17 protein-coding genes and 1 pseudogene are annotated in these 25,138 nt (G+C 37.7%); 7 read left to right on the top strand and 11 right to left on the bottom strand.

The genetic code is table 11. The annotated features are described in order from the left end of the window. Nucleotides 1-52: 52 nt before the first annotated feature. The 10 genes from OLW01_RS18265 to OLW01_RS18220 form a co-directional block, all read right to left on the bottom strand. Entirely contained in the window at nucleotides 53-2,242 is a 2,190-nt protein-coding gene (locus OLW01_RS18265; RefSeq protein WP_268076935.1) for an NAD(P)-binding protein, read from the bottom strand. 17 nt (nucleotides 2,243-2,259) lie between these two features. After that, a complete protein-coding gene (locus OLW01_RS18260) occupies nucleotides 2,260-3,210 on the bottom strand; it encodes an acetoacetate decarboxylase family protein (protein WP_268076934.1) in 951 nt (316 codons plus the stop codon). A 210-nt stretch (nucleotides 3,211-3,420) separates the two neighbouring features. Next, nucleotides 3,421-4,011, bottom strand: coding sequence for a nucleotidyltransferase family protein (locus tag OLW01_RS18255; protein ID WP_268076933.1), 591 nt, complete (start codon nucleotides 4,009-4,011; stop codon nucleotides 3,421-3,423). Then, the gene (locus OLW01_RS18250) at nucleotides 4,011-5,051 is read right to left on the bottom strand and encodes an XdhC family protein (RefSeq protein WP_268076932.1); all 1,041 of its coding nucleotides are present in this window, start codon (nucleotides 5,049-5,051) and stop codon (nucleotides 4,011-4,013) included. Before OLW01_RS18250 ends, OLW01_RS18255 begins: the two co-directional genes overlap by 1 nt. A gap of 124 nt (nucleotides 5,052-5,175) precedes the next feature. Then, a complete protein-coding gene (locus OLW01_RS18245; RefSeq protein ID WP_268076931.1) occupies nucleotides 5,176-6,024 on the bottom strand; it encodes a type 2 periplasmic-binding domain-containing protein in 849 nt (282 codons plus the stop codon). A gap of 288 nt (nucleotides 6,025-6,312) precedes the next feature. Beyond that, on the bottom strand, nucleotides 6,313-7,239 hold the full coding sequence (locus OLW01_RS18240) for a carbohydrate kinase family protein (RefSeq protein WP_268076930.1): 927 nt from the start codon (nucleotides 7,237-7,239) through the stop codon (nucleotides 6,313-6,315). Continuing rightward, the gene (locus OLW01_RS18235) at nucleotides 7,239-8,780 is read right to left on the bottom strand and encodes a mannitol dehydrogenase family protein (RefSeq protein WP_268076929.1); all 1,542 of its coding nucleotides are present in this window, start codon (nucleotides 8,778-8,780) and stop codon (nucleotides 7,239-7,241) included. The genes OLW01_RS18240 and OLW01_RS18235 overlap by 1 nt, the downstream gene beginning before the upstream one ends. A gap of 61 nt (nucleotides 8,781-8,841) precedes the next feature. Continuing rightward, a complete protein-coding gene (locus tag OLW01_RS18230; RefSeq protein ID WP_268076928.1) occupies nucleotides 8,842-10,611 on the bottom strand; it encodes a purine-cytosine permease family protein in 1,770 nt (589 codons plus the stop codon). Nucleotides 10,612-10,788: 177 nt separating this feature from the next. Next, nucleotides 10,789-11,745, bottom strand: a complete 957-nt coding sequence (locus OLW01_RS18225) for a sugar-binding transcriptional regulator (RefSeq protein WP_268076927.1) — start codon at nucleotides 11,743-11,745, stop codon at nucleotides 10,789-10,791. A 75-nt stretch (nucleotides 11,746-11,820) separates the two neighbouring features. Beyond that, the gene (locus OLW01_RS18220) at nucleotides 11,821-12,492 is read right to left on the bottom strand and encodes an HAD family hydrolase (protein ID WP_268076926.1); all 672 of its coding nucleotides are present in this window, start codon (nucleotides 12,490-12,492) and stop codon (nucleotides 11,821-11,823) included. Between the two features lie 542 nt (nucleotides 12,493-13,034). On the opposite strand from OLW01_RS18220, the gene OLW01_RS18215 reads away from it, so the two are divergent. The 4 genes from OLW01_RS18215 to OLW01_RS18200 all read left to right on the top strand — a co-directional run bounded on the left by OLW01_RS18215 (nucleotide 13,035) and on the right by OLW01_RS18200 (nucleotide 20,058). Beyond that, nucleotides 13,035-14,306, top strand: a complete 1,272-nt coding sequence (locus tag OLW01_RS18215; RefSeq protein ID WP_268076925.1) for a hypothetical protein — start codon at nucleotides 13,035-13,037, stop codon at nucleotides 14,304-14,306. Between the two features lie 163 nt (nucleotides 14,307-14,469). After that, a complete protein-coding gene (locus OLW01_RS18210) occupies nucleotides 14,470-15,021 on the top strand; it encodes a sugar O-acetyltransferase (RefSeq protein ID WP_326498613.1) in 552 nt (183 codons plus the stop codon). 254 nt (nucleotides 15,022-15,275) lie between these two features. After that, the gene (locus tag OLW01_RS18205) at nucleotides 15,276-17,540 is read left to right on the top strand and encodes a right-handed parallel beta-helix repeat-containing protein (RefSeq protein ID WP_268076924.1); all 2,265 of its coding nucleotides are present in this window, start codon (nucleotides 15,276-15,278) and stop codon (nucleotides 17,538-17,540) included. A 553-nt stretch (nucleotides 17,541-18,093) separates the two neighbouring features. Beyond that, nucleotides 18,094-20,058, top strand: a complete 1,965-nt coding sequence (locus OLW01_RS18200) for a sulfatase-like hydrolase/transferase (protein WP_268076923.1) — start codon at nucleotides 18,094-18,096, stop codon at nucleotides 20,056-20,058. Nucleotides 20,059-20,124: 66 nt separating this feature from the next. Here the strand turns inward: OLW01_RS18200 and OLW01_RS18195 are convergent. Next, nucleotides 20,125-20,289 (bottom strand): annotated as a pseudogene (locus OLW01_RS18195) (type II toxin-antitoxin system Phd/YefM family antitoxin); the annotation flags it as partial. Nucleotides 20,290-20,891: 602 nt separating this feature from the next. Between OLW01_RS18195 and OLW01_RS18190 the strand changes: the two are divergent. The 3 genes from OLW01_RS18190 (at nucleotide 20,892) to OLW01_RS18180 (ending at nucleotide 24,690) form a co-directional block, all read left to right on the top strand. Next, nucleotides 20,892-21,743: a DUF2971 domain-containing protein gene (locus tag OLW01_RS18190; protein ID WP_268076922.1), complete on the top strand. Its 852-nt coding sequence runs from the start codon at nucleotides 20,892-20,894 to the stop codon at nucleotides 21,741-21,743. 117 nt (nucleotides 21,744-21,860) lie between these two features. After that, nucleotides 21,861-23,270: a hypothetical protein gene (locus OLW01_RS18185; protein ID WP_268076921.1), complete on the top strand. Its 1,410-nt coding sequence runs from the start codon at nucleotides 21,861-21,863 to the stop codon at nucleotides 23,268-23,270. A 382-nt stretch (nucleotides 23,271-23,652) separates the two neighbouring features. Then, nucleotides 23,653-24,690 (top strand): hypothetical protein, encoded by a 1,038-nt coding sequence (locus tag OLW01_RS18180; protein WP_268076920.1) that lies wholly within the window; start codon nucleotides 23,653-23,655, stop codon nucleotides 24,688-24,690. The last annotated feature ends 448 nt before the right edge of the window (nucleotides 24,691-25,138 follow it).

The raw sequence follows: 25,138 nt of genomic DNA, 5'->3' as shown, positions 1-25,138 counted from the left end.
TAACAGAGCTTAGTTAATACCCGTAAAACAAAGTTAGCAAATAAAAAATGATTTAACTAAAATCAGACTCTCCAACAATTTTTTTGGGCAAACCACAAATGGCACGTGAGGTTTGCATACCTGCCATTGTGGCAGCTTCAACGCAACCTGCATTTAAGCCTGTTTTAATCCAATCGCCAGTTAGGTACAAATTATCAAAAATAGTTCCATCTGTGGCTAACCGGTATTGGGTGCTATTTTTGACAGAAAGCACATAGCGCTCAGATGGATCAATGTTACTGCGCCAGTATTGTTCATCAAAACGGGCTTCACCTAATAACGCTGGGTTTTTGCTCAGCAGAACTTGCCAATCAAACTCGCCTGCTTGTGCTGCATTAGGCCATAGCCAATAAATGTTATTTTTTAATTGTGCGATAGCGCCTTGTTTCGCTTGTTCTGCCATACGTTTTGGAAATTGATGGTTAGTTTTAGGTGGATAATGTTCAACTGGCAATGCACTGCAAAAATAGGCGATATTTTTAGCTTCAATGCCCGGTTTCCAAGCATCTTCTCTAACGAGCAATTGATTCATGGCAGCCCAAGTATCATAAGGTTCGGTAAAGCCGCTCATCACCGGGTCTTGGCCTTGGGGCATATTTGTCCAGCCTAATTCGGGTAACGTTTTATTGGTCCATACTTGATACGCTTGGGTGGCAACGGTTTTGACTTTTTCACTGGTGCGTTTTAAGTTTGGATCTTGAGCCAATAATTTTGGACAAATATATTCAAGTGAAGCCACTGAAACCCCTAAAATAACGCGGTCAAAATCAATGCCTTTGGTCAGTGTTTTTGTAGGTAAAGGCTTGCCATAATGCTGTTGATAAATTTGTGGCCACTCAGACCAAAACGATTCTAAATTAATATTATTTTGCTGTAGTAAAGAAGCTTGAACCGGATCTAATAATTCATATTTAGGGTGACTGGGCCAGCAAGGTAAATTATTCACCGGGATAAGGGGATTATAGCTAGATACGCCCGGCGCTAGGTCAACTTGTTGGGTTATATTAATTTGTGAAATTGTCCCGCAATCAGGTATTAACTCATCAACCTGAGAGAAAAATTCAAATTTTACGCCTTGTTTTTGCAACACTTCGTAAAACGGGCTAAAAATAGTATCGCCCATCCCAGCTTGCATTTTCCACATCACGCCCCCTTTGTAGAGCAAGGCAATGCGCATCATAGCGCGGATGATAGTACCGGCTTCAACATTAGGTTTATCAAAATTGCCGTTTTCATATGCAAACACTAAATCGTAAAAGCCACGCACTGGTGCTGAGTTAACTGTAAATTCTTGATTAGCACCATGTTTAGTTAACCATTCACGGTAATCATAATTATTAATAACATCAAAACCATCCGTTAACACCTTGTCTTCAAGCATGCCAATTAGTATGGTTAACCCTAAATCAGCCATGATAAATAAACGGCGTATTTCAGTGTTGTCATTTAATAGGTCAGTAAATTCATCGACTAGCCAAGCTTTTAATTTGGTTAATAAATAATGGAGTAAATCATGATGATGCTGGCGTTGATATTTAGCTTTGGCAGGTACTTTATTGACAAGGTTTTCAACTCTATCCAAAGCATAGCTTAACGAATGCTCAAGGTCATTAAACCAGTCTTCAATATCTTCATGTAACTCATTGGCAAAATGCTTAAACGTGTCTTTGGGTGCATCTTCACGGCACTTTAAATCATGGGTTTGTTTAATATTATTAGATTTTTTATCCAACTCACCCAGCACTTGTTTTATCCAATAATAGGCCATTTTTACAATGTCCCAAATATCAATTTCTTCATTACCTATTGCAGGATTCCCCGGCACATTAGGAAACTCAATCGGCCAGCTTTCCCATTTCCCGTTAATAAGCTCCTCTAGCACAATAAAGTTATGTGGTTTAAAAGCTTCATCCCATGTGGCTAAAGGCGAACCTGCGGGACGCTCCCATAATTTATAAGCTTGCTGAATGGTTTTAAATGCATTAGCGTAAAACCCAAACCAAATGTGTAAACCATGTTCTTGTACTCTATTTCCATATTCAGGGTTACGACCACTGGCACCTTTACCTCCCAAGCGCCAACCTAATTGATAGACGGTAATATCGTATTTATCTTGCCAGTTTGGTGTTTGAGTTAAATAAAACGCCGATGTCATCGCCGACACACCGCCGCCAATAATGGCTATTTTTTCTTTTTGTTGCATTGCTTTTCCCTGATTTTTTATTTGTTTTCGGCAATCAAAATAGCTTCATCTTGATTAAAGTCGAATCGCACATTAAAAGGCAATAACGGCGTTTGAGTACCTACTTTAATACCAAACATTTGCTCTAGCGGAAACATGTCGACTTGGCTTAAGGTAAACTCAAATGTGTGAAAGTAGAGTTTAATGCCATGTATTTTTTGAATGACGGATGGTGAGTGGCAAACGGCTTGATAAACAGCATTGGTCGCGGTGCCGTCAGGAAATTGTTTAAATAATAATTGATCGATTTGCGGGTGGAATAGATTTGAAAGCAACTGTTTTAAGATATCGAGATCAAAATGAGCAAAGTCATCATGGTCTTTTAAAATCTCGAACCCTTCTTTGATTAATTCGGCAACACCGCCAAGCTCTTTTTCAGATTGAGTGCTGACCTGTTTTACATTAAATAATTCACAAGGCGACATTTTGGTATCGGGTGAAAAGGTTTTAAACGCATCAAGCGTTATATTAAAAAAGTTGGGTTGAGCGCCAGTTTCTGGCATTTGGTAATCACATAAATATTTATTAAATCCCCAAATTTCACGGCCATTAATTAATGCATAAACATTGTTAACACAGATAAAAGCCGGATACCAATAGATATGTTTAATATCATCGCCATCCATTTGCGCGACAGGTAGCCAAATAATAACGTCGGTTTCTTGAAACCAACCCTGGTTACAATAAGGCTGGCCAGTTGGTTTAATATTTTCGATATCTGTAAATGTTAACATGCAGTAAGCCGACAAAGCTTTAAAACTTATTGTCGCTGACTTCACTTGGTTTAAGGTTTGGTCTAAATAGGTTTGAATTTTAGTTGTATCACCTTTAACAAAAAAACCATACATATTTGCGTTAAGCATTCTGCAAGGCGGTGCTGCCACCACTTGGCCCGGAAACCGTGCATATAAATTAGCGTTAGTACTCATAAATCCTCTTTATTATTGTTAATTCATTTTAATTTTTAATGGTGAGATAGATATTAATTGAATTTAATAACCGCTGCTTAATCGGTTATAAATCAATTAAATCGAGTTTAATGCTAGCTACGTTTATAACGTATTTTTAGTTGTTATTGTAGCTTTGTTTGGTTGATTTTTAAGCTAAGTAAAAATCGGGAGGGATAAAATGATTGCCTGCTATGACTTAAGTTCATTTAAGTAGGCGAGCATCTCTGGTGTATCAACATCAAATTCTGCATTGGGCATGGTGGTTATCTGGTAGTCTTGGGCGTTTTTAATTAAACGCATTGCACCTTTATCGCCAGACAAATTTGAAATTTGAGAGAAATAACGTTTAGGGAATATTGCCGGGCTTGTTTTGATATCTTTAAAGCACGAGCAGCAGATAAGCTCTGGATGTTTTTGGTAAGTTTCAACTAATTTTCTAATATCTGTTTGTGTGACCCTAACGAGATCAAGCGGCATAAAAAGTAAAGCTTGGGCGCGGGTGTTTAACTGCGCAAACTTTACGGCCGTGCCAAGCGAACTAGCCATACCCGTGTGCCATTTAGAATTATAAACAATGTTTATTTGCGCTTTGAGCTGAGCGGGAATGGCATTTAATATTTGTTGTTGCTGATACCCCAGTATCAGTATTATGGGTAACTTGAGGGGTAATAGTTTTTCTATTTGATACTGAACAATTGGCTTTTGCTGATAAGTAGCAATTTGTTTAATTTGACCAAATCGACTGGCTTGCCCAGCTGCTAATAACACAAGATGAATCATCAGGTGTTTAATACCTGATGATGTTCACTCAATTTTTGCTCGTGCTTGTTGTTATCGTATTTGCTGTTCTCGTATTCTTGGCTTTCGCACTTGTTGTTCTTACATCTATTATTAAGTACTGCTTGAATTTGAGCCACGATAGAAAGCGCTATTTCTTCTGGCAATTCACCACCAATATTAAGTCCAATCGGTCCATAAAGCTTTTTCAACAGTGGCGCTGACATTAAACTGATCACTTTTTCTTGTCTATGTTTAGGGCCAAGTAAGCCAATATAGGTAGCACTGGATGATTGTAATAATGATAGCGCCTGAGCATCAAAATTAAGATTATGTCCCATTACAATACCAGCATGGATTTCGGGTAAGTTAATCTGCTCAAATGGTGTTTTAATAATATGGGTTTCATTTGAAAATAACTTTGAGTTGACATGAGTTGAGCGGGTATCATATAGACTCACACGCCAGCCTAATATGTGCATTATATTAACCAGTGGTATTGCATCTAAACCCGCTCCAAATATAGCAATATGTGGACTGGGGTTATAATGAAAGCCGACTTGGTTGTTGTTATGCGTGGCGCGCTCGTTAATTGAGTCATGCGACTCAACGCACTCGTTAGTACTATTCGTTTGTTTATAGTTAATACAATAATACATTGATTTATTAGCATTTAATCCTGCTAACAATAACTCTAAATTTTGATAGTTATTTGATTTTTTTAATGGTTGGATAAAAACACTTATTGCGCCACCACAACCTAAAAATTGCATTAAATTATATTCACCATCATCGTATGTATCATATTCAATTAGTCGGTTTTTGTTAAGGTGCATTGCTTTTTGGGCTTGTAAAATTACATCCGCTTCAAGGCAGCCGCCACTGAGTATACCAAGGCTTTTACCTTGTTCATTAATTAACATCATAGCGCCAGGCTTTCGGTACGACGATCCTGATATTTCAACAATGCTGGCTAGTGCCCAACTGAGCTCTTTTTTTTGTTGAGCCCAGCAGGGTAATATTTTATGAACATGATGATGCATTATTTAACACTTTTGTTAATTGAAAACATTTAACGAATTTTTATTGCGATTATAGTAAACATAATTAACTAACATTAAAATATAAAATTTAACCTATTAAATGCCAATACTCACCGGCTTGGATTTATCTTTGACCAATTTTGAACCAAAGCTTTTTATTATCATAAGGGGTTTTGGCTGACATATTGGGGTTATCTATTTTAATGACAGTTCGGTTTGCTAGCTGCGCGTGTTTAAGTGATTTTTTAACGAGTGGATGGCTATAAAAAAAGTCGTCAAATGAACCATCATCAATCATTTTCATTAACCCTGATTCAATTACATTAGCCAGTTTTTGGTTATCTTTAGCAACAAAAAAGTAAGCAGCGAGTGGATAAATGAGCAGCAAGTTTTTTTCAACGGTAAGCGGTAAATCTGGGTGGTTTTCAACCTCAGCAAATGGTTCATGGACGCCTCGTGGGAACATATCAAAACGGCTTCCTTCAAGCATATAAAATAAGTTTTCATATTTTAAAGTTGATATTACATTTAAATTTGCCGCCTCTAACACTTTGGTGTCAGACCACTGACGACCTTGCCCCAGCTTATATTGTTTTAAATCAGATTTAGTCTTAATATTATTAAATTTGGCCTGATCATTTTCTCGGATAATAAATAAGCGGTGTCCTAATAATCCTTTAAACAGTGGAATACGGATAGGGTGTAGAATGGTTTCATATTCTTTTTTTGTACCGCTCCACATCACATCTAAATTACCTGAATTTATATATTCAATCATTTGCCCTTCATTAAAAGTGGTTTTATTTGGGACAACTGTGTATTGATTATTTGGATCGCGTTTCAGCGCTTCTTTTAACAGAGCAAGTTGGTATTGATTATTAATAGATTCAGCGTTATTTACTTTAAGTTCTATTGTGGCAGCTTGAGTTTTTAATACAAAACTGAAAAGTAATATGAACCATAATTTTTGCATAGCGTATCTCTTTATATTGTGACGATTTACAAAGGTATTTTTAGGTTAATTAAATTAAATTTTGCTAGAAATTTATAAAATGTTACTAATATGTAAATTATAGGTAGGGTAAACTAAAATTTGATTTAATTCAGCTGTTTGTTGAGTGAAATAAATAAAAAATTTTAAGGTAAGATCAGAACGATTATTAAATATAGGGCGCACGGGTGTTGTCATATTCAATTAAAGATTTTTGCTTAGACAAATAACGCTTAAAAATTAAGACGTTATTTGCTGGTTAACCCAAGATCATCCCATCTCTGGGTTCATAAACTGCTGAATATCTTGCAACGATAACTCTGGTGTTGCACCGTGATGCTCAGCCACCATTGCACCTACGGCGCATGCAAAATTGACTGCATATTGCGCATCCGTTGTATTACATAATTGATATAACAATGAACCCAAAAATGAATCGCCTGCACCTACCGTATCCACTACCTTAATTAAAAAACCCGAATTGTAATAATTTTGGTTATTAATTTTAAGTAATGCCCCGTGGCGGCCTTTAGTGACGCATAAATACGAGGTATTAGTTTGTTCAGCAATAAACTCAAGGTTTTGCTCAAGTGAGTGAAATTTTGACCCCATCGCTTGAGCTATTTCGTATAATTCATCATCGTTTAATTTAATAAAATCAGCTGATTTCATTAGCTCAATAAGTGTGGCTAAATCGTAATGTGGCTTACGTAAGTTAACATCGAAAACTTTAAATTTAGCAAGCTGAACTAACTGTTTTAACGTATTTAACGATACCGCTTCACGGCCAATTAAACTGCCAAACACAAAAATATCTGACGACTTAACTTGGTCCGTTAGCTCGGTTGTTAGCTCTATATTATCCCATGCCGTATCAGCAACAATTTCATATGAAGCGCAGCCTCTTTCATCTAGGGTTACTTCAACCGTGCTGGTCTTTTTGTTTGGGTTTATGGTAATAAAGTCAGTGCTTACTTCTCTGTCAGTCAGTTTTTCAAGAAGATTTTCGCCTAATTTGTCGGCACCTACAGCACTTAACATTTGAGCTTTTATGCCAAGTGAATTGAGCCTGAGACAGACATTAAGAGGCGCGCCGCCGACCCGTTTATCTTCCCCAAAACAGTCCCATAAAATTTCACCGAAACAACTAATAGCAATTTGGTTTGTCGGTTTGTTATCAACAAATAAGCTGTTCATTATATTTTCTCCGGTGTTGTTTGGTTATCTTTTTGTGCTAATGTCTTTTTCATTATGCTTTTTATATCGCTGTTCTCTGAATATAAAGCGTCAATTGCGTTGGCATAAATTTGGCTAAAGCTTTCTTGCTTATGTAGGTTGCCAAATAAGCTATTTATTTGTAAAAAGGCAAATTTGTCGTTTTTAGTTTGTTGAGCAAATTTAGCCAGCTCGCTGTGCATAGCGTCTTGGATATTTAATTTAACATTCGCTTGATTGACTTGTTTATCGCTATATAAACACCAAGTGGCTATAACTAAGATCGCGAGTGAGCTATCTCGTCCAGCGGCTAAATTTTCGTTAATGGTGGCAATTAAAAATTTAGGTAATTTTGCTGAGCTTTCTGAGCAAATGCGCGACAGACTATCTTTAATATTTGGGTTTGAAAACCTTTCTATTAACGTGTCTTTATATTGCGTTAAATTAATTCCATCTAATTCATCCAGTAAAGGCGTCACCTCTAAATCCATAAATGCGCGTAAATACTCGGCAAAATCTTTATCGCTAACCGTTTCATCTATAGTGTTATAATCATAAATAGACCCCAACAAACCTAACACTGAATGACCCGCATTTAATAAGCGAATTTTCATTTTTTCAAATGGGGTGACATCTTTTACAAATTGAGCCCCGACTAAATTCCAATTAGGTCGGCCATTGCTAAAGTTATCTTCAATTACCCATTGTGCAAAGGATTCACAGGTAATTGGCCATTCATCATTTAAGTTAAATGTAGTGGCAACATGTGCTTTATCTGCATCTGTCGTAATAGGGGTAATACGGTCAACCATTGCGTTAGGAAACGCAACATTATCGGCAATCCATTGGCTTAAGTCTGGATCTTGCTGTTTTGCAAATGTCAGTAGCATCTTACGGGCAACGGCGCCATTGTGCTGAATATTGTCGCAAGATTGCACCGTAAATGCAGGTAAACCTGCATTTTTACGTTGCTTTAAGCCGGCCGTTATATAACCAAATGCCGTTTTTGGCATATTTGGATTTTGAATATCATGTAAAATATCTTGGTTTTCAAAATCAAACTCGCCAGTTGCAGGGTGTAAATTGTAACCGCCTTCAGTAATCGTTAACGAGACAATTTTGGTATCTGGATGCGCTAGCTTGTCGATTACGCTTTGCTGATTGTCCGGCGCCAAGATAAAATCGATCATAGAGCCTATCACTTTATTATCAATTTGGCCATTTGGATGGCGCACTACAAGCGAGTATAAATAGTCTTGCTCGGCTAAAATATCATTGAGCGCTCGGTTATTTTCAAACAAACCAACACCACAAATTGCCCATTGCTCAGAGCCTGGTGTTTTTAGCAATTCGTTAATGTAGACCGCTTGGTGCGCGCGATGGAAACCACCTACGCCAATGTGAACAATACCCGCTTTTAATTGGCTGCGATCATAAGTTGGCACATCAATCTCGCTAGGTAAATTAGCCAAGGTTAATTGGTTTAAGCGTTGGCTTTGCGTATCGTAATTTGAAATAGTCATGTTTTTGGCCTTACAAAATAGGGTTACCTAAAGGTTATACTGGACTAGCCTGTGTGGCTGACTAGTCGGTTGCACGAGTATTGGTTTCATCATTATTTAATACAGGTTTTGCTGAATCATTGTTAAGTGCTTTTTGACGCTTTAAAGCAACATACGAACTGGCAAAATAAATAATGGTGAATATGAAACAGTAAAACTCAAACTGTGCTTTATTCTCGTCATACATTTGCATGCTTGAGCTAAAAAACATGACCTGACAAGCAAACGCTGTAATCACTAATAAAGAAAGAGTTGAGACTGCGTTTAATACTTTGCTGAATACGCTGGTGTCAGCTACCGCAACTGTATCGTGGCGGGCTTGCTCAGTTTGAAACGCGATAATTTTTTGGTGTTCTAGCTCTTCAGCTGCAATTTCGCGGGTGTAATCTTTGTCTGCACCATATTTTTTCGCTAATAGTGTGTAAACAACAATAGTGAAGAACCAAGTCGGTATAAATAAGTAATAAAACGACATAACATCTAATGCGTTTAAACCAAAACCAAATATTAAAGCCAATGCCCAAGACGCAATTGCAGGCACACTACGCGAAATATTTTGATATTTAGCCCAGTAGCGAGTTAGCCCAATTTTTGGAAATAAAACATGTTCAGCAAATACAATACCGCCTACAGGAACCACTAATAAACCAGCATAAGTTAATAATGGCAGCATTTGTGAAAATACAAACGGGAAACAAGCAATAATAACCGTAACGACACCCACTACCGCTGTGGTTTTTTCACGCGAATGATTTACAAAAATTGATTGTGCCGCTAAACCAGCACGGTATAAATTTGCATTAGCGGTTGTCCAGCCAGCAATAATAATGATGACAAAGCCAGTTAAACCTAAGGCGTGATAAGCGACATCGCCCGGATCTAATTGGGTAATGGTTGTTTTAAGTAGTACTGCTACACCTGCCCCCATAATACCAGCTGAAATCCAAGCTAAATAATGTCCAAAAAACATACCAACGCCAGAAAACAAACCATAGCTTTTACGTTTAGCAAAACGGAATATAGCCATATCAATTAAGCCAAAATGGGTGATAGAGTTAGCAGCCCAAGCAAAGCCAATGACTTCTAATAAACCTATGCCTTTTTCACCATCGCCGTTTATCCCTGTCCAAATGGAACTATCGCCTATGGTTATAAAATCGCTCCAGCCTGTTAATGTAGTTGACCCTAATACATGGTTTGACAACGCTGGAAATAAGGTGAAAGAACCCGCAATAAAAATGACAAATAGCCAAGGTGCACAAACTTTAGAAAAATCAGCCACAGTAGAAAAACCAAACATAGCCACTAACACCACAATTGATCCAACCGCCAGTACGATAGCGACAAACCATAAACTATTGGGGTACCAGTTAAGCTGTGCGGGTATATCAAACAAAAACCTGACAGCCGTGGAAGACACTGTGATCATGGCCGCCGATATAACTGAAAAAATGATCACATTTGCCCAGTTATAAAGTTTAGTCATTGAGTTACCTGCAATTTTATTGAGGTAATTATATAAACTTAAGCGAGTTTCAACGGCAATCGGCGCCGTTAAAAGCCACCAAGAGCACATGGCCAATAAGTTACCAATGAGTAAACCCAATAAAATATCTTTGGTCGCAGCGCCTAAAGCAACAAACGTTGCGCCAATGACAAACTCAGTTGCGGCAACATGTTCACCAGCATATAAGCCAGCAAAATGTTTCCAGCCATGCAATTTATTTTTTGCGACTGGCATTTGCTCTTCGTTAATTTGATTGAATGATGTATTACTTTGTATATCGGCCATGTTTGCCTTCCTTACTCTCACTAACACAATAAAATAGTGTTAAGGTGATTGTCTTAAATATAATAAATTGATAGTAGTTAAAAGTTAACAATTTAAATTAATTTAAAAACAGGTATTTAACTTAATCTACTACTCACAAGATTTAAGTTATTTAGTGCCTGTTTGCGTTTAATCTGATCACATATTGAGGATAGCTTTAGCGGTATACTCGTTTGTAATCAAAGAATTTATTAACTTACCTTTTAAAGCAGCATTAATGGCTGCCACTTTGTCTGTACCTGCTGCAATGCCGTACACTGGTTTTGTCGCATTATTGCTTAGTGGATAACTCACTACTTTATCGTTGGTTTCGTTATTAAGAAGTTGACCATGTTCGTCATATAACCAACTTGTAATTTCGCCCACAGCACCATCATTTTTAACCGTCTTCAGGTCTGAATCACTAATAAAACCGTCTAATAATAAGGGTGACTGCTCTGTGATTTGACCAATTCCAACAAAGGTTGCGTCAGCTTGGTCAATGAGACTGAAAATGCTTTTTACGGGTTGTAAGCTGTGTAATATTTGCTTTTCATCAACCGATGATGCAATGACAGGTAAAGGCATAGGATAATGTTTTGCGTTGACTCTATTTGCCATAGTCACCACAATATCAAAAGCCGAAGCTGAGCCATCAGCCATCATATTTCCTAAAAGCGAAATAAGTTTGTGTTGAGAGCATTGCATTGTAGGCAACTCATCAATACAAGCTTTTAATGCTCTGCCGGTCCCAAAAGCCAAGGTTTTTGGGGTTTCTGATTTTAAATAGCGTTCTAATACCGCGGCACCCGATTGGGCTAAACCATGGTTGGAGCTGGGATCTGCCGGATCACTGGGCACAACTTCACATTCAAGCAAATTGAATTTTTCTTTTAGTTGTTGTGCTAATTCCATACATTGAGTAATTGGGTGATCTAAACGCACTTTAATTAACCCCTCACTCACAGCTAGGGCGACTAAACGCTGAGCTGATTGACGAGAAACTTCTAATTTTTGAGCTATTTCGTCTTGGGTATTTTTAGCAACGTAATAGAGCCAAGCAGCACGAGCCGCACTTTCTAAACGTTTTAATTCTGAATTTGATTTATTATCCATTTGAATGCCTATCTCAATAATGTGGTGGCTTTCGAGTTATATTTAGCCGTATTAACGATCAATTTGTTGAAAATTTTAGTTGCTTAAAGTCGGCTGTAATTTTGTGAATTCGTTCCAGTGGCGCATAACTTCAACCTCAGGATAAGCCTTTGATACAGCATGTTCTTCATCACTCATATGCAGCCCGCCTTTGTAATGAATTACTTTCATGCCAGCTGCTAAAGCGGCTGTTACGCCGGCCATACTGTCTTCAATAACTAAGCAGTTTTCAGGTTTTACTTTCATTTTGTTAGCTGCGTGCAAAAATAAATCGGGTGCTGGTTTGCCGTTAATCACTTCTGCTGCAGTAAAAATGCGTTGTGAAAAGTAAGAGGTTAAACCCACAATATTTAACGCCGTTTCAGTGCGTTTGGGGCTACTGCTGGTGGCTAAACAAAAAGGTACTGTTAATTGATTTAATATTGTTTTAATACCTTCAGTTGTTTGTAAGCTCTTATCAAACTCTTCTAATAGTGCAATTCGATATTCGTATTCAAATGAATTAGCGAGCGTTACATTAAACTGATCATGTATCATGTCTTTAACAGAGCTAAAGCTACAACCTAAAAAGTGTCGTTGAACATAGTCAATATCAATTGTAATACCTACGGTTAATAATTTATCAATTAATACAGTGGCGCTAATGATTTCACTGTCAATTAACACGCCATCGCAATCAAAAATAATTAAATCAATATTGTTGTTCATTCGGTTACCTTTTACTGAAAATTTTAATTAAACAACACCCTTTTGGTATTTGCCAATATTTGAGCACAAGCTCATGATGTGAGCATAATCCCACCTCCGCTTTGAGATGTCAATCTTTAACGTGCATTTTTTAAACAAAAAAGATACCTACAAGCAACAAACGTAATAAAAAATATTACTGATCAATGCCTTACCCTTATATAAAATGTGATAAATATGATCTGCTGTCTGACGACTTTGTTTGTTGTTGATCTAAGTGTGGACGCTGATCGCCGACTTAGCTTTGTATTGAGGGAGAGTTAAAGCAAAAAATAATTTGAAATAATTTTTCGCTGATAACTATATGAATTAATTTTAAAAAATCATGTTTATTTATCATTGTGTAAAATTTTTGTGAATAATAAGTGTTGACGATTCTTATTTTGTTTGGGAATATGCTCACGTTTTGGGCTTATGCTCATGTTGAGGTTGAGCAACAAGTTGAGCTAAACGCCTTAGCTATCAATTGCTAAATAATCGCCGATAAATATTAGGATACAATGATGACCACAATTAAATTAATTCAATCAACCCGTACATTATTTTCAGCCAGTCTTGTTGCGATAGGGCTAACGAGTCAGCTAAACGCCGCAGAATTTTTTGATGGTAGAGTGGATGCTAAAGTGATGCTGATGCAAGGTTTCCAATCGATAGAGGCCGATGCTGGCGCCTTTGCAAGTGATAATGTAGCAATGGATTCAGGTTTTCAGCGGCTTAGGTTTAATCTAGAGTTGGCGGTTAAAATTAATGATTATGTAACCGCTTATGTCGATTTAGGGGAAGAACCCAATGACTTTGGATCAGATGACCAATTTGAAATTTCACAAGATTTAGGTTACATCGACCTTGATATATTGGGGTTAGCAGGCCAGGAAACAGAAGATACTAAATGGCTTTTCAGAGCAGGTAATATTGTTTCAACTGTATTTGATTACCGAGGATATTCAGATGGGGCAGCCGTCCAAACAAACCCGTTAATTGGCAATTCACCAATCGATTTTGTAACGGCTGAGTCTGGCATTCAAACCTTATGGTCACAAAAAATATCAAACTCGGTTATTACTCAAATTAATGCCGATGTAGGTATTTCAGTTCCTACTTTTTTTGAAGATTATGCAAATGACCGGGGTTATAACGTATTTGGCCGCGGCTCGTTTAATACCAATTTTGGATTAGATTTAGGGATAGGTTGGTTTGCAAGCGATTTAGGTGATCAGGTATCAAATCGTCCATTTACAGAAATCCAAACGGCCGGACTTATTCAGGGTGATGGCGACAACTATAATTTTGCAGCATCAGGTGCAAATTCTCGTGATACGCATGCAGGTTTATTACCGGGACTTAACGCCAATATTTTACAAATAAATGCGCAATATCAAATAAGCGACGATACCTTATTAAGAGCTTGGGCAGGCGTTGCCAAAGACGATTATAGTTTTGTTGATAATACCGGTAAACAAACCGTTGCTAGCCAAGCGGTTGCTTATCAAGAGATAGAAAGCCAAATTCAATATTACGCAATAGAAGCGACACATTACTTAACGCCAAATAGTGTTTATTTGGCGACTCGTTACAGCTCAATTACCAATAAAAGCGATAATATTTCAGGTGATAAAGACTTAAATCGTTTACAGCTGGGGCTTGGCTGGTGGGTTGCGGATAATACTTTATTGAAAACAGAATATGTTAAGCAAACAGAAGGTGCGTCTTCGGCAGGCCAGATCGGTTCTGATTGGAATGGTATCACCGCAGAAATATCTGTTTTATTTGACTAATGTTGTTGGATTAAGCCCACACACATTAAGCCCATTTAGTAAAAGTAAAGCGGTAACGTTAATTTGCTAAGTGGGTTGTGTAAATGGGCTATGGTATGTCGACTGGTATTAAATTTAATTTGCTTTATCATCAAAAAAATTGAATTTATTTGAGTGAGGTATCATGACTGAATTAGAAAAAATGTTATCCGGGCAATCTTATAATCCTATGGATAAAACCTTGATTAAAATGCGTTTTGATGCTCGAATTTTATTAGAAACCTTCAACCAAACGAGTGTCCGCAAATTAGGTGCACGTAAAAAACTGCTTAAAAATCTATTCGGTAGTACAGGCAAAGATTTATACATTGAACCCACCTTTAATTGCGACTACGGCAGTAACATTCACGTAGGCAATCATTTCTATGCGAATTTTAACTGTGTGATTTTGGACGTAGCCGAAGTTCGTATTGGAGATAATTGTTTTATTGCACCTCAAGTTGGGATTTACACAGCAACACATCCTATTGATCCAGTTGAGCGAGCTAAAGGCATTGAATCAGCGAAACCCGTTAATATAGGCAATAATTGCTGGATAGGCGGTAACGCTGTGATTAATCCGGGTGTTAGTTTGGGTAATAATGTTGTGGTAGGCGCAGGTGCTGTGGTCACAAAAAGTTTTGGTGACAATGTGGTTATTGCAGGTAATCCAGCCAAAGTTATTAAAAGGGTGTGACGAGTAGGTGATCGGTTTTTAATGAAACATTTTTACTTAACTTTTAATTTTTAATCTTAAACCTTAACTCGAGTTGAGGTTAAAAATGTGATGGAGAAGCGATATATTTTTTTCACAGCCTCTTTGTTATAACGCTTCCCTTTAATTGTGAATACAACCATCGAATATGAAAATTGTTAACTATAAGTAAATTTGATATATTGTTAACAGTTTTCATTGTATTGTTGGTTATTTTTAATTAAAGGGGAAGGGTTTTGTTATATAAAAAGCAAATCGCGCTGGGTTTATTCAGCATGATGATTTTAATGGGATGTGGTGGCTCAGGCTCCGGAAGTGATTCAACGGATGATACACCTGTAACCGTAACTGATAACGACAATGATGGCATTGCTAACCCAGACGATCTTTGCCCTGATGAAGCTGGCATTGCTGCCAACAATGGGTGTCCAGACAAAGATACCGATCAAGATGAAGTGGTCGATAGGCTAGATGACTGCCCAGAACAAGTCGGCAGTGCCGACAACAATGGTTGTCCCGTTATTGCACAAAAAGATACAGATTTAGACGGCATAATCGACGATAACGACGACTGTATTGAGCAAAAAGGCCCCGAAGTATTAGCAGGTTGCCCTTATCCAAAAGATGATGATTATGACGGTATTGTAAATGCCGACGATCTTTGTCCGCAAGAAAAAGGCATCGTAGCACAGCAAGGTTGCCCGGCACCTGCCCCTGAAAACGCGTTTTATGTTTCATTGCAAGGCGATGATACAAACGACGGTTCAAAAGAAAACCCTTTTAAAACCTTTGCTAAAGCACAGTCGGTTATGCAGCCTGGCGACACCTGTATTGTAAGAGGTGGGGTTTATAACGAAGTTTTAAAAATTGATGCTAACGGTACTGAACAAGCGCCTATTTTATTTAAAGCCGCGAATGGTGAAAAAGTTTATTTAAAAGGCACTCAATATGTTAATAACTGGGAACAACATCAAGGCGATATTTACAAAGCCAACATAAAAATGAATTTAGGTGATACTCATAATCAAGTTTATTACCAAAGTAAATTAATGGATTTAGCCAGATGGCCAAACAATACTGACAACGACAGATTCACAATTGATGCCCACCCTATTGAGGGCGGTGATGGCTCTGTGATAGAAGCAACTGACTTACCCGATGATTTAACGGGTGGTTATGTATGGTATTTAGGCGCGCATTCAGGCACCAGTTGGACACGTAAAATAACCGATCAGCAGCCGGGTCAAATTCAGTACCAATCAATTGATATTAATAAATGGCCTTTTTCACCGCACAACCCAAGCGTATATCGTAACGATAACTATGGCCGTTTGTACGTATTTGGCAAACTAAATTTATTAGATCATGCCAGAGAATGGTACTACGACGACAATACAGAAACCTTGTATTTACAAACCCCTAATGGTGAAAAACCAGCAGACAACACGGTGGAAGTTGCCACACATAAAGATGCCATTATTATTAATGGTGAACATGTAGAAGTTCGAGCGTTTGACATATTTGGCGCAGGTGTGGTTATTAATGGGCATTACGCCAAAGTGACTGACAATATTATAACGCATGGCCGTGAACGACTAGATGAATTAGATAATAGTGATGCTCAAGTGGGTGATGGCGCTATTTTGGTCAGTGCGCATCATGCAACCATTAAAGGCAATATATTAGAACAGGGTTCATTGGTTGCGGTTAATCTTTTAGGTTGGGGTGGACGTGGCGAAGGCTCTATCGTTGAAAACAATGTTATGCGTTATTTTAACTCTGTCGGTATTCATGCATCAGCCATTCGAACTGGTGCGGATAACGTTAAGATCCTAAAAAATACCATTTCACATTTTGGCCGAGACGGCATTTATTACTCGGGTCAAAACGGTGAAGTTGCCTATAACGATGTGTCAAACGGCATGTTAATCAATAACGATGGTGGTGTTTTTTACACAGTTGGCAATGCTGATTTAAAAAACACCCGTATTCACCACAACTGGTTTCATGATGCTTATGGCCCAGATTATGCCGATGGCCGCGCCGCTGGCATTTACCTAGATAACAACAGTAAAGGCTACTTAGTACACCATAATGTAGTATGGAATGTCACCTGGTCTGGATTGCAATTAAATTGGGCAACTTGGCAAAACGATATGTATCACAACACCTTATGGAATCCGGGCAATGCGATGGATGCCTGGGTGAATGGTTATGAGCAAAAAGATAATCGGGTGTGGAACAATTATTCAAGCAAACCTGATTGGTTAAAAACAGCCGCCTATGATTTAAAAAATAATATTATCGCAAGTGAATCACCTTTTATGGATGCTGATGGCGGTAATTTTATGCCCAAGCCAGACAGCGCGTTAATTGATGCCGCGGCAGATATTAGTGGTTTTGATAAAAATGTGGTGGGTGAAGCCCCTGATGTAGGTGCCTATGAGCGAGGCTCAGTGCAATGGACAGCTGGCGTTAACGCAATTATCGACGAGCAATAAAATAGTTGTTGGCAGGTGAGGTAAATGGCTTCACCTGCTTATGCTATTTTATTGGCTGTTTATACAATGTTCAGTTTTATGTTTGCTTTCATCGCTGTGTATGGACGCAACAGTTTTTATAATTTTATTATTCAAACTAAGTGTCAGCTTTAACTGTTGGTAACAACCTAATATATCAATACGTTTTTAATAAAGGCGACAGCATATGACCCCATACCTAAAGCTATTTCGAGAGTAGCCCTTCTTTTTGTTTCAGGTTTTAACGCTTATGCAAACAGTTCTAAGGACAAAACTGAAAAAAACAATTGATCTAAGCTGGTGGCAATTGGTTTGGCACGATGAATTTGATTACCTAAATAATGATCTTGATAACACTTGGTAGTCACAAAACGCCTCAAGCTTTAATTATACAGCAGTCGCTAGCATGAACGTTAACTCGATTCGTTATTACCAACCCAAAAAATAATAAAACTCGGTGATAAGTCCAACTTTTAACGACAGTGATTAAAACAAACTAAAAAAACAGTTATCAAAAAATAGAGTTGAATTAAAAATGAATAAAACACTAAAAACGAGATTAAAGTGGAGTTTTACAGCGAGCACCTTTTTCGGTCTGTTAGGCTGCACCGCGATAAATTCACCACAAGTGGCTGTAAACGCTCAGCAAGCTAACGAGCATCGTATTCCGGCTAACCGAGTAGCGATGAATGTCGCTAAAGCGCTGCCGAATAACGCCTCACAAAATACTAAAGTTAAACCAAATATTTTATGGATTTTAACAGATGACCAACGCGCCGACTCAATTGCTGCAGTTAACCAAGCGTTAACCGGCAAAAAAGAAAGTGAATTAGGTTATGTTGAGTCACCTAATTTAGACGCGCTTGCGAAAGAAGGTGTGTTATTTCCACTGGCTTATAATCAGTCTCCGGGTTGTTCACCGTCACGTTATTCAATGGCGACAGGTCAATATCCGCACCACAGTGGTCGATACGGTTTTGAATACGCGCATCGTGAAAATCAGACCGCCAAACCTATGATTCCAGAAGTATTACGAGCTCATGGTTACCAAACCATGTTAGCAGGCAAAGCGGGTTTACGGACTAAAAACTCGCCGGATAAAGGCGGCACACCGTTAATTTACGATTTTGAAGTTGAACGTTACGCACTAGAAAAAGCGGGTATTGGTGATTGGGGGAAAACCGCAGAATATAATTGGGCAAAAAGTAATCGGCCGATCTCAATCACCGAACATTTGTATTTTCCCGACGGAACGGTGGACTCATTCCTTTATCATAAAAACGGAAAATATATTTCAGCGCCAAACCCAGTTGATAAAAAGTTAGATATTATTCGCTCTTATACCCGTGGTTCAAAAACCTTAATCATGGCGGGTGAAAGCCCAATGCCCGAAGATAAAACCCTAGATGGCCGAATTTTAGAAGCGTATCAAAACTATTTAGGCAATGCGAACCAAGAATATACCTCTATGTTAGGTGATAAAATTATTGGCCCTAAAGATGAAAAACCCGTGATGGTCAGTTTAAGTTTTCATTTTCCGCATACGCCTGTTTTGCCACCTAAAACATATCAGGACCGTTTTGAGCAATTCCCGTATAAAATTCCGGAGTTTTCAAAAGACGAGCTTGAAAAATTACCCAAACAATTGGTGAGTCTTTATAACTCAATGAAAGTCGACGATTTAACCAAAGCAGAAAAGTTAAGAATTATTCAAGATTATTATGCGTATACGGCTTATGGTGACTCGTTAATTGGTAAAGCCATCAAAGATTTTAAAGCATTTAGTGAAAAAACAAATCGCCCATACATAATTATTGCAACTGTGGGCGATCATGGCTGGCATTTAGGTGAACAAGGGATTTCTGCAAAATTTGCACCTTGGAATAAATCAGGTCATGGCGCTATGATTGTGGCCGACTCTTCAGGTGAGCACTTTCCAAAAAATACCGTACATACCGACTTTGTAGAATATGTTGATATTGCGCCCACCATTTATTCAGCAGCGGGTATAGATGTTGAAAAACAAACGCCCTATTTAGATGGGTTCGATTTAGCTAAAGTGATTCGCCAGCCAGACCTAAAACGTGATTATGTATTAGGTGAGTTGAACCAGATTGCGGGAGATCGCGTATATTTGCGTTCAAAGCGTTTTGGCTTTTCAATGAAAATTCGTCCGTTTAACGGCAAACCAGGCGTAACTCATGCCGCCGGTGAGAATATTATGTGGGCCGTTAACGCTTCAGCAAAAGATGTTGAGCTAGCGCTATACGATATGAAATGTGATCCAAAAGAGCGTAATAATGTTGCTTACGATCCGGCTTATGCAAAGATTGCGAACGCGTTAAGAATTAAAGCCCAAAATATCTTTTTAGGTGATAACCGGTTAGAAGTGAATTGGAAGAAAGCTAACGTATCACATGTTTCTGATTTTGCAGTAGGCGCTCATGATCGCAAATTACCAGAATTAGCCAATCTTGAGATCCCTAGTTGCAAGCACTAAAAATAAATATGCAATAACCCTAACGTGCAGGTTTGATTGATAAAACTCAATCAAACCTGCCAACGCAACTAAGTGAACTGTCTCCATAAGGCTGTTGTAGTAGTCTAAAGACATAACCACTGCATCTTCAGAATCTCGGCGTGTAATGACCGTTGTATCATCATCATTAACGACACCGTCCAAAACCGCTTTTAGGCTATTTCTTGCTTCGGTAAAAGATACGATTCTCATGAGAACCTCTACCTGCAAATTCAATGGGACATGTATAGCTTTAACAAACAAAATTGTACAGTAGGTTGAACATGTGTTGATGTGTTATCAGCTTTATTTACAACAAAAAACAGCCATCATTTTTATTTTAAAAAAGTGCCAATTGCGGAAATTTACTCATTAATTTTCAATGTCAGCTGTTAGGCGATAAGCAGACATTTACGCGACTCAGATTTTGCATATATTGTAGGTTGTGGTAAGCCAGAGGCGCACCCAACATTGTGGCGTATTTAATAAAAGTGTTGGGATTCGCTTCGCTCGACCCAACCTACGCGTGCTCATTTTTGCCCCCAAATGAGTTTAGTCGAGCGTCGCAAATGAGCGAATTGGAGACATTTACGCAACCTATATATCCCCATATGCTGCGGGTTCCCACGCTCTGCGTGGTAACCTAAAGGTAAGGTGTAAATCTTCGCTTTGAGCGATTAGGAAATATTTTGTATCTTTCGCATTTTGATGAATATTGGGTGGTTGGGTTTCTGCTTTTGTGATTAAGATAATATTATGTGTTGTTGGCTATTATGATACATTAATTTAATGTTGAAAGTTTTAGCAGTGACAGAATGGATAACAAAATTATTGAGTTTACAGAACGCCACATATCAGCTCATGAATCAGGGTTTGATGGTCTTTTTCGGTTTTTATCTTTTTCAAATACTCCTGAATCGATAGATAAACACAAAGCTATGCTAACTGATGGCTGGCTATATCATACAACTCCTGAATCATTAAATGATCCCCATGACATTAAGTTTAAGCTCAAGTGGCCTGGGTTGGACGATTGGGATGAAATAAGCGGGTTTATTGAAGACATAAAACTCATGAGATCGTTATCGGGAAACTTATTTAATGAAAAATTGAGTTCAATTCAAAGTTTGCTAGGTGATGACTCACTCAAAATTAAGTTAGAAGCAGCTTTAAAACAGTCTTATTCTCAAACAAGGGTTTGTTGTTTTACGACAAGTCACAAAAATATTTTATTTTGGGCCCACTATGCTAATTCTCATACAGGTTACTGCATTAAATTTAAAGTTAATGATAACCCTAAAAGTATTTTCACCAATACTAGAAAAATCCATTATTCAAATGATTATCCAACAATTAAATTTCCTGTCTTTTCCAATCTTGTTAGTTTGCTTTCAATTATTTTGAAAAAAGCGAAGAATTGGGAATATGAAGATGAGTACCGGAGTATGTTCAGTCCTAATTGGCCTCTTCAACTTGAGAACAATGGGAGTTCATTATCTCTTCGAAATGATGACATATCAGACATATATTTTGGAATGAATATGAAGGAAGAGGACAAAACAAAAATAATTGAACTAGTTGAAGCTGGACCTTTCAATCCTAATTACTGGGACACTCGCATTTGCAAAGATAGCTTTAGTTTAGATTTTATAAAACACGATCCATGAGTGAATTCGTTTAAGCATATTATGTACTTTTGGGATGAAAATATTTAAAACTGAGTTTGAGTTTAATTAATGAGTTATAGACAAATAAACAACGTTGGATATAAGCGGATTTATCCAATGACTCTAGCCGAAGATAATACAATTTGCCAATATTGTGGCAGGCATGCTCGTATGGGCCTTGAAATGACGGATGATCATGTTCCACCGCTGAATTGTAAATTTGAAGATGGCCTACACAGAGTAGTAAAAAAGACGCTAATAAGAGCTTGTAGCGAATGCAACGGGATTGCTTCAGATAAACCTCACGCTGACTATTTGGAAAGGCACTTCTGGTTGAAAGCCGCTTATCTCCGAAGGTACAAGAGAATACTACTAAATTACAACGGGGATAAAGATAACGTTGAAGATGGAGACTTAAAAGCTTACCTGAATAATATTGATTATAATTATGAAGAAGTACTCAGGATGATAGGTTTTGGAATAAAAACTGTTGATCAAATAGAAAGCCCTATATTAAACCTGAAAAATAAAAAGAAACAAAGAATATCCGACGTATTAATTGGTTATTTATATGGTTGGCCCCATGAAGATGATGAAGATGACGAAAAAAATGATCCAGAGCAGTCAGTATCGACCAAAGAAAATCAAACAGAAGATATAGAATCTATTGTTTGCACATTTGACGAATTTATAGAATTCTTAATTGATGAGAACATGGCAGGTTTGAGAATTACGAGCCAAGACAGTTACCGTATTTGGGTTGACGCTCACCATAGCCGCTTTGAGATGTTAGATCTACCGAGCAATCCAGAAGAATCATACCCTACGACTTGGAAAAAAATAAGGTTGGAAGTATCTAGGAGCATGGATAATTCCGACACAGTGGCTTTCCAAAGCCAACTTTCAGAACACTTACTTTTCAATTCAGTTGAAAGAGATGAAGAAAATAGGCCTTATATTGCACGTTGCAATTTTATTACTTTTTTACGTGCAAACCCATTAATAAATAGCTTTAAAAGTTATAAATTGTGGCTTCAAAGTATAGATGATGAATTAATTCATTCATTGTTACCAAAGCAAATGTGTTGGACTGATCTACCACAGTTAGAATTAAATCATGAAACTCAAAAAAATAGTCAAGACACGTTTAAATATATTGAAAGACGGATTGTAAAAACAGCGATAACTACTGAGAAAAAGGCTAGCTTTGCAATTAAATTTCTCAATGAATTGGTTAAAATCAGTCAAATAAAATCATCACAGATTAAAGATTATGACCTTTTAAAATTTGCGTTGCTTCACCCTGAAATCGATAATACTGACGAACTTAATCAATTCCTTTTGAAACACTATAATAAAATAAACAGCAGTAGGCCTTTAAAAATAAAACTATCATGTGCATTAGAGTGTAAATTGTCTAAGAAATCGCATATTTTTTCTAACTTTTTTGCGACTGATATAATGAACATTGATTTATTATTAGACAAAGTAAATATTAATGTATTTGAAGATCTTATTCTGATTTAAAGAATAAACCGCAGGAGTGATAATTATTAGGCAAGCTCTATAATTTGGGTCGGGCATTTAATATACAAAATTTTGGAATTGGCCAAGGCTCATGCCAACCTACAAAATATGCAGAATTTGAGCTGGTTAAACGTCAGCTTTTCACCTGGCAGCCGACGTTTAAAATTCAACAGTCAATTTCCGCTTCTGGTACAAGGCACGTTTTCGTTCTGAATCGATGTTGTCCATCGACGATTTATACATATAACTAGCCTTTGCCCCATTATGTCCCTCGGCTATTTGAGATATTACTTCATCTAAGAATCATTTGACTAAACTTCCCTAATCAATATAGTGTTTAATGATTATTGGTCGATTCAGCATTCAGAATAAGGAGACAATCGTGGCAAAAGAAGGCATGAAATTCGCAAGTGAAGCTAACTTCAAGTCTTTCATGCAGCAATACGGAGTCTTCAAGGATCTGGACGATATAACAGTTCAAATTCCTTCAGGAGTACAGATTGCAGACTACGTATTAAGAGATGTAGCCGTACTCGAACTAAAAACGATCAAGAGCGATCCAGGAGAAAAGTTAGAAAGTTACTTCCATGAGATAATGAAACGCCCAGACTTTCCTGGTATCTATGGCGAGCTGAATTTTCGTAAGGTTGTTGGCTTAATGGATGATGGTGAGCGATTAATTCGAAAATTTGAAAACAAGGCCTTTCGTCAGATAGAGAGTGTTGTCAGCAAGGCTGACAAGCAGGTTAACTCTACCATTGAGTATTTATCGATGAGTCCAGATACGGCTGGGGTGCTTGTCTTGATCAATGAAGCTGCTGAGATGCTGGAGCCTGACATTCTTATCAACTATATCAGTGGACTTTTAGGTGCCAAATCAGGAGATACGCTAAGGTTCAAGAACATACATAGGGTTATTCTTTTACAAGATACACATATGGTGGCAAAACCGAACTCAGTCGCGAGTGGTACTGATATTCCAATCTATAATATTAAGAATGACAATCTAGAACTATCAATGGTCGAAGGCCTATTGAACCGTGTTCTTGAGCAATTAATTGGGCAATACTCAAAGTTCAATGGTTTCAAGCATAGGTTAGCTTCAGAAGAATTTTTTTCTATAGAGAAAATTATGAAAGAATTACCTTGTCAACCTAATGGTCAGGAGCTAATTGAGGCAAACTACAGAAAAAACCGTTACATGAAAGATTATAGTGAACAGCAATTAATCGAGTTTGGTTCTACGGTGATGTCTATCGTGTGTGCTTTGTTCATGAAAAATCGTCCGTTTCAATTAGAGCACGAAAGGAAGATGTATATAATCAAAAAGGCAATAGAATTATTTGAAGAAAGCAGGATAAGGCCATTTGATCTAAAGAAGCTTAATATCGATCCTGTGTCAGTACGACCTGTTGATTAGGCTATTACAACTAAGCTACCGATGTAGTATTCACTCGTTGTGTCTTCTGTATAAATTGCCATACCTAAGATAATTCATTATTTGCTAATTTAGAAGTTTCACTGACTCATTTCTGTCCAGAAATGAGCTAGATCGACCATCTGCTTTTCTCTCAAAGCTGACACCGACCATGATGTGCTTGAAGAATAGACGTTAACGCTCTGAACGGTCGGTTTCGTTAGTTCTACGCATGCTAAGGTATTTGTGAAAGGTTACCGGAACGGAGCTGGTATGTAGTCATCAGCCAAATGAAATCTCCTCTCTCCAATTTTAATTCAATCAAGCCCTATTTAGCCCGGTACCTATCACCATTTTTATCCATTCAATTTTTACCTGTTTAGGTTTATCAGAAATACGAAAATTTTTATGTGTCACTTTGAGCAGTTAAACACAATGAACAACATATAAA

It is taken from the genome of Catenovulum adriaticum (genome assembly GCF_026725475.1).
GTDB lineage: Bacteria > Pseudomonadota > Gammaproteobacteria > Enterobacterales > Alteromonadaceae > Catenovulum > Catenovulum adriaticum.
Note: the sequence above shows the minus strand (reverse complement) of the source record. Positions and strands in the feature narration are given on the sequence as shown.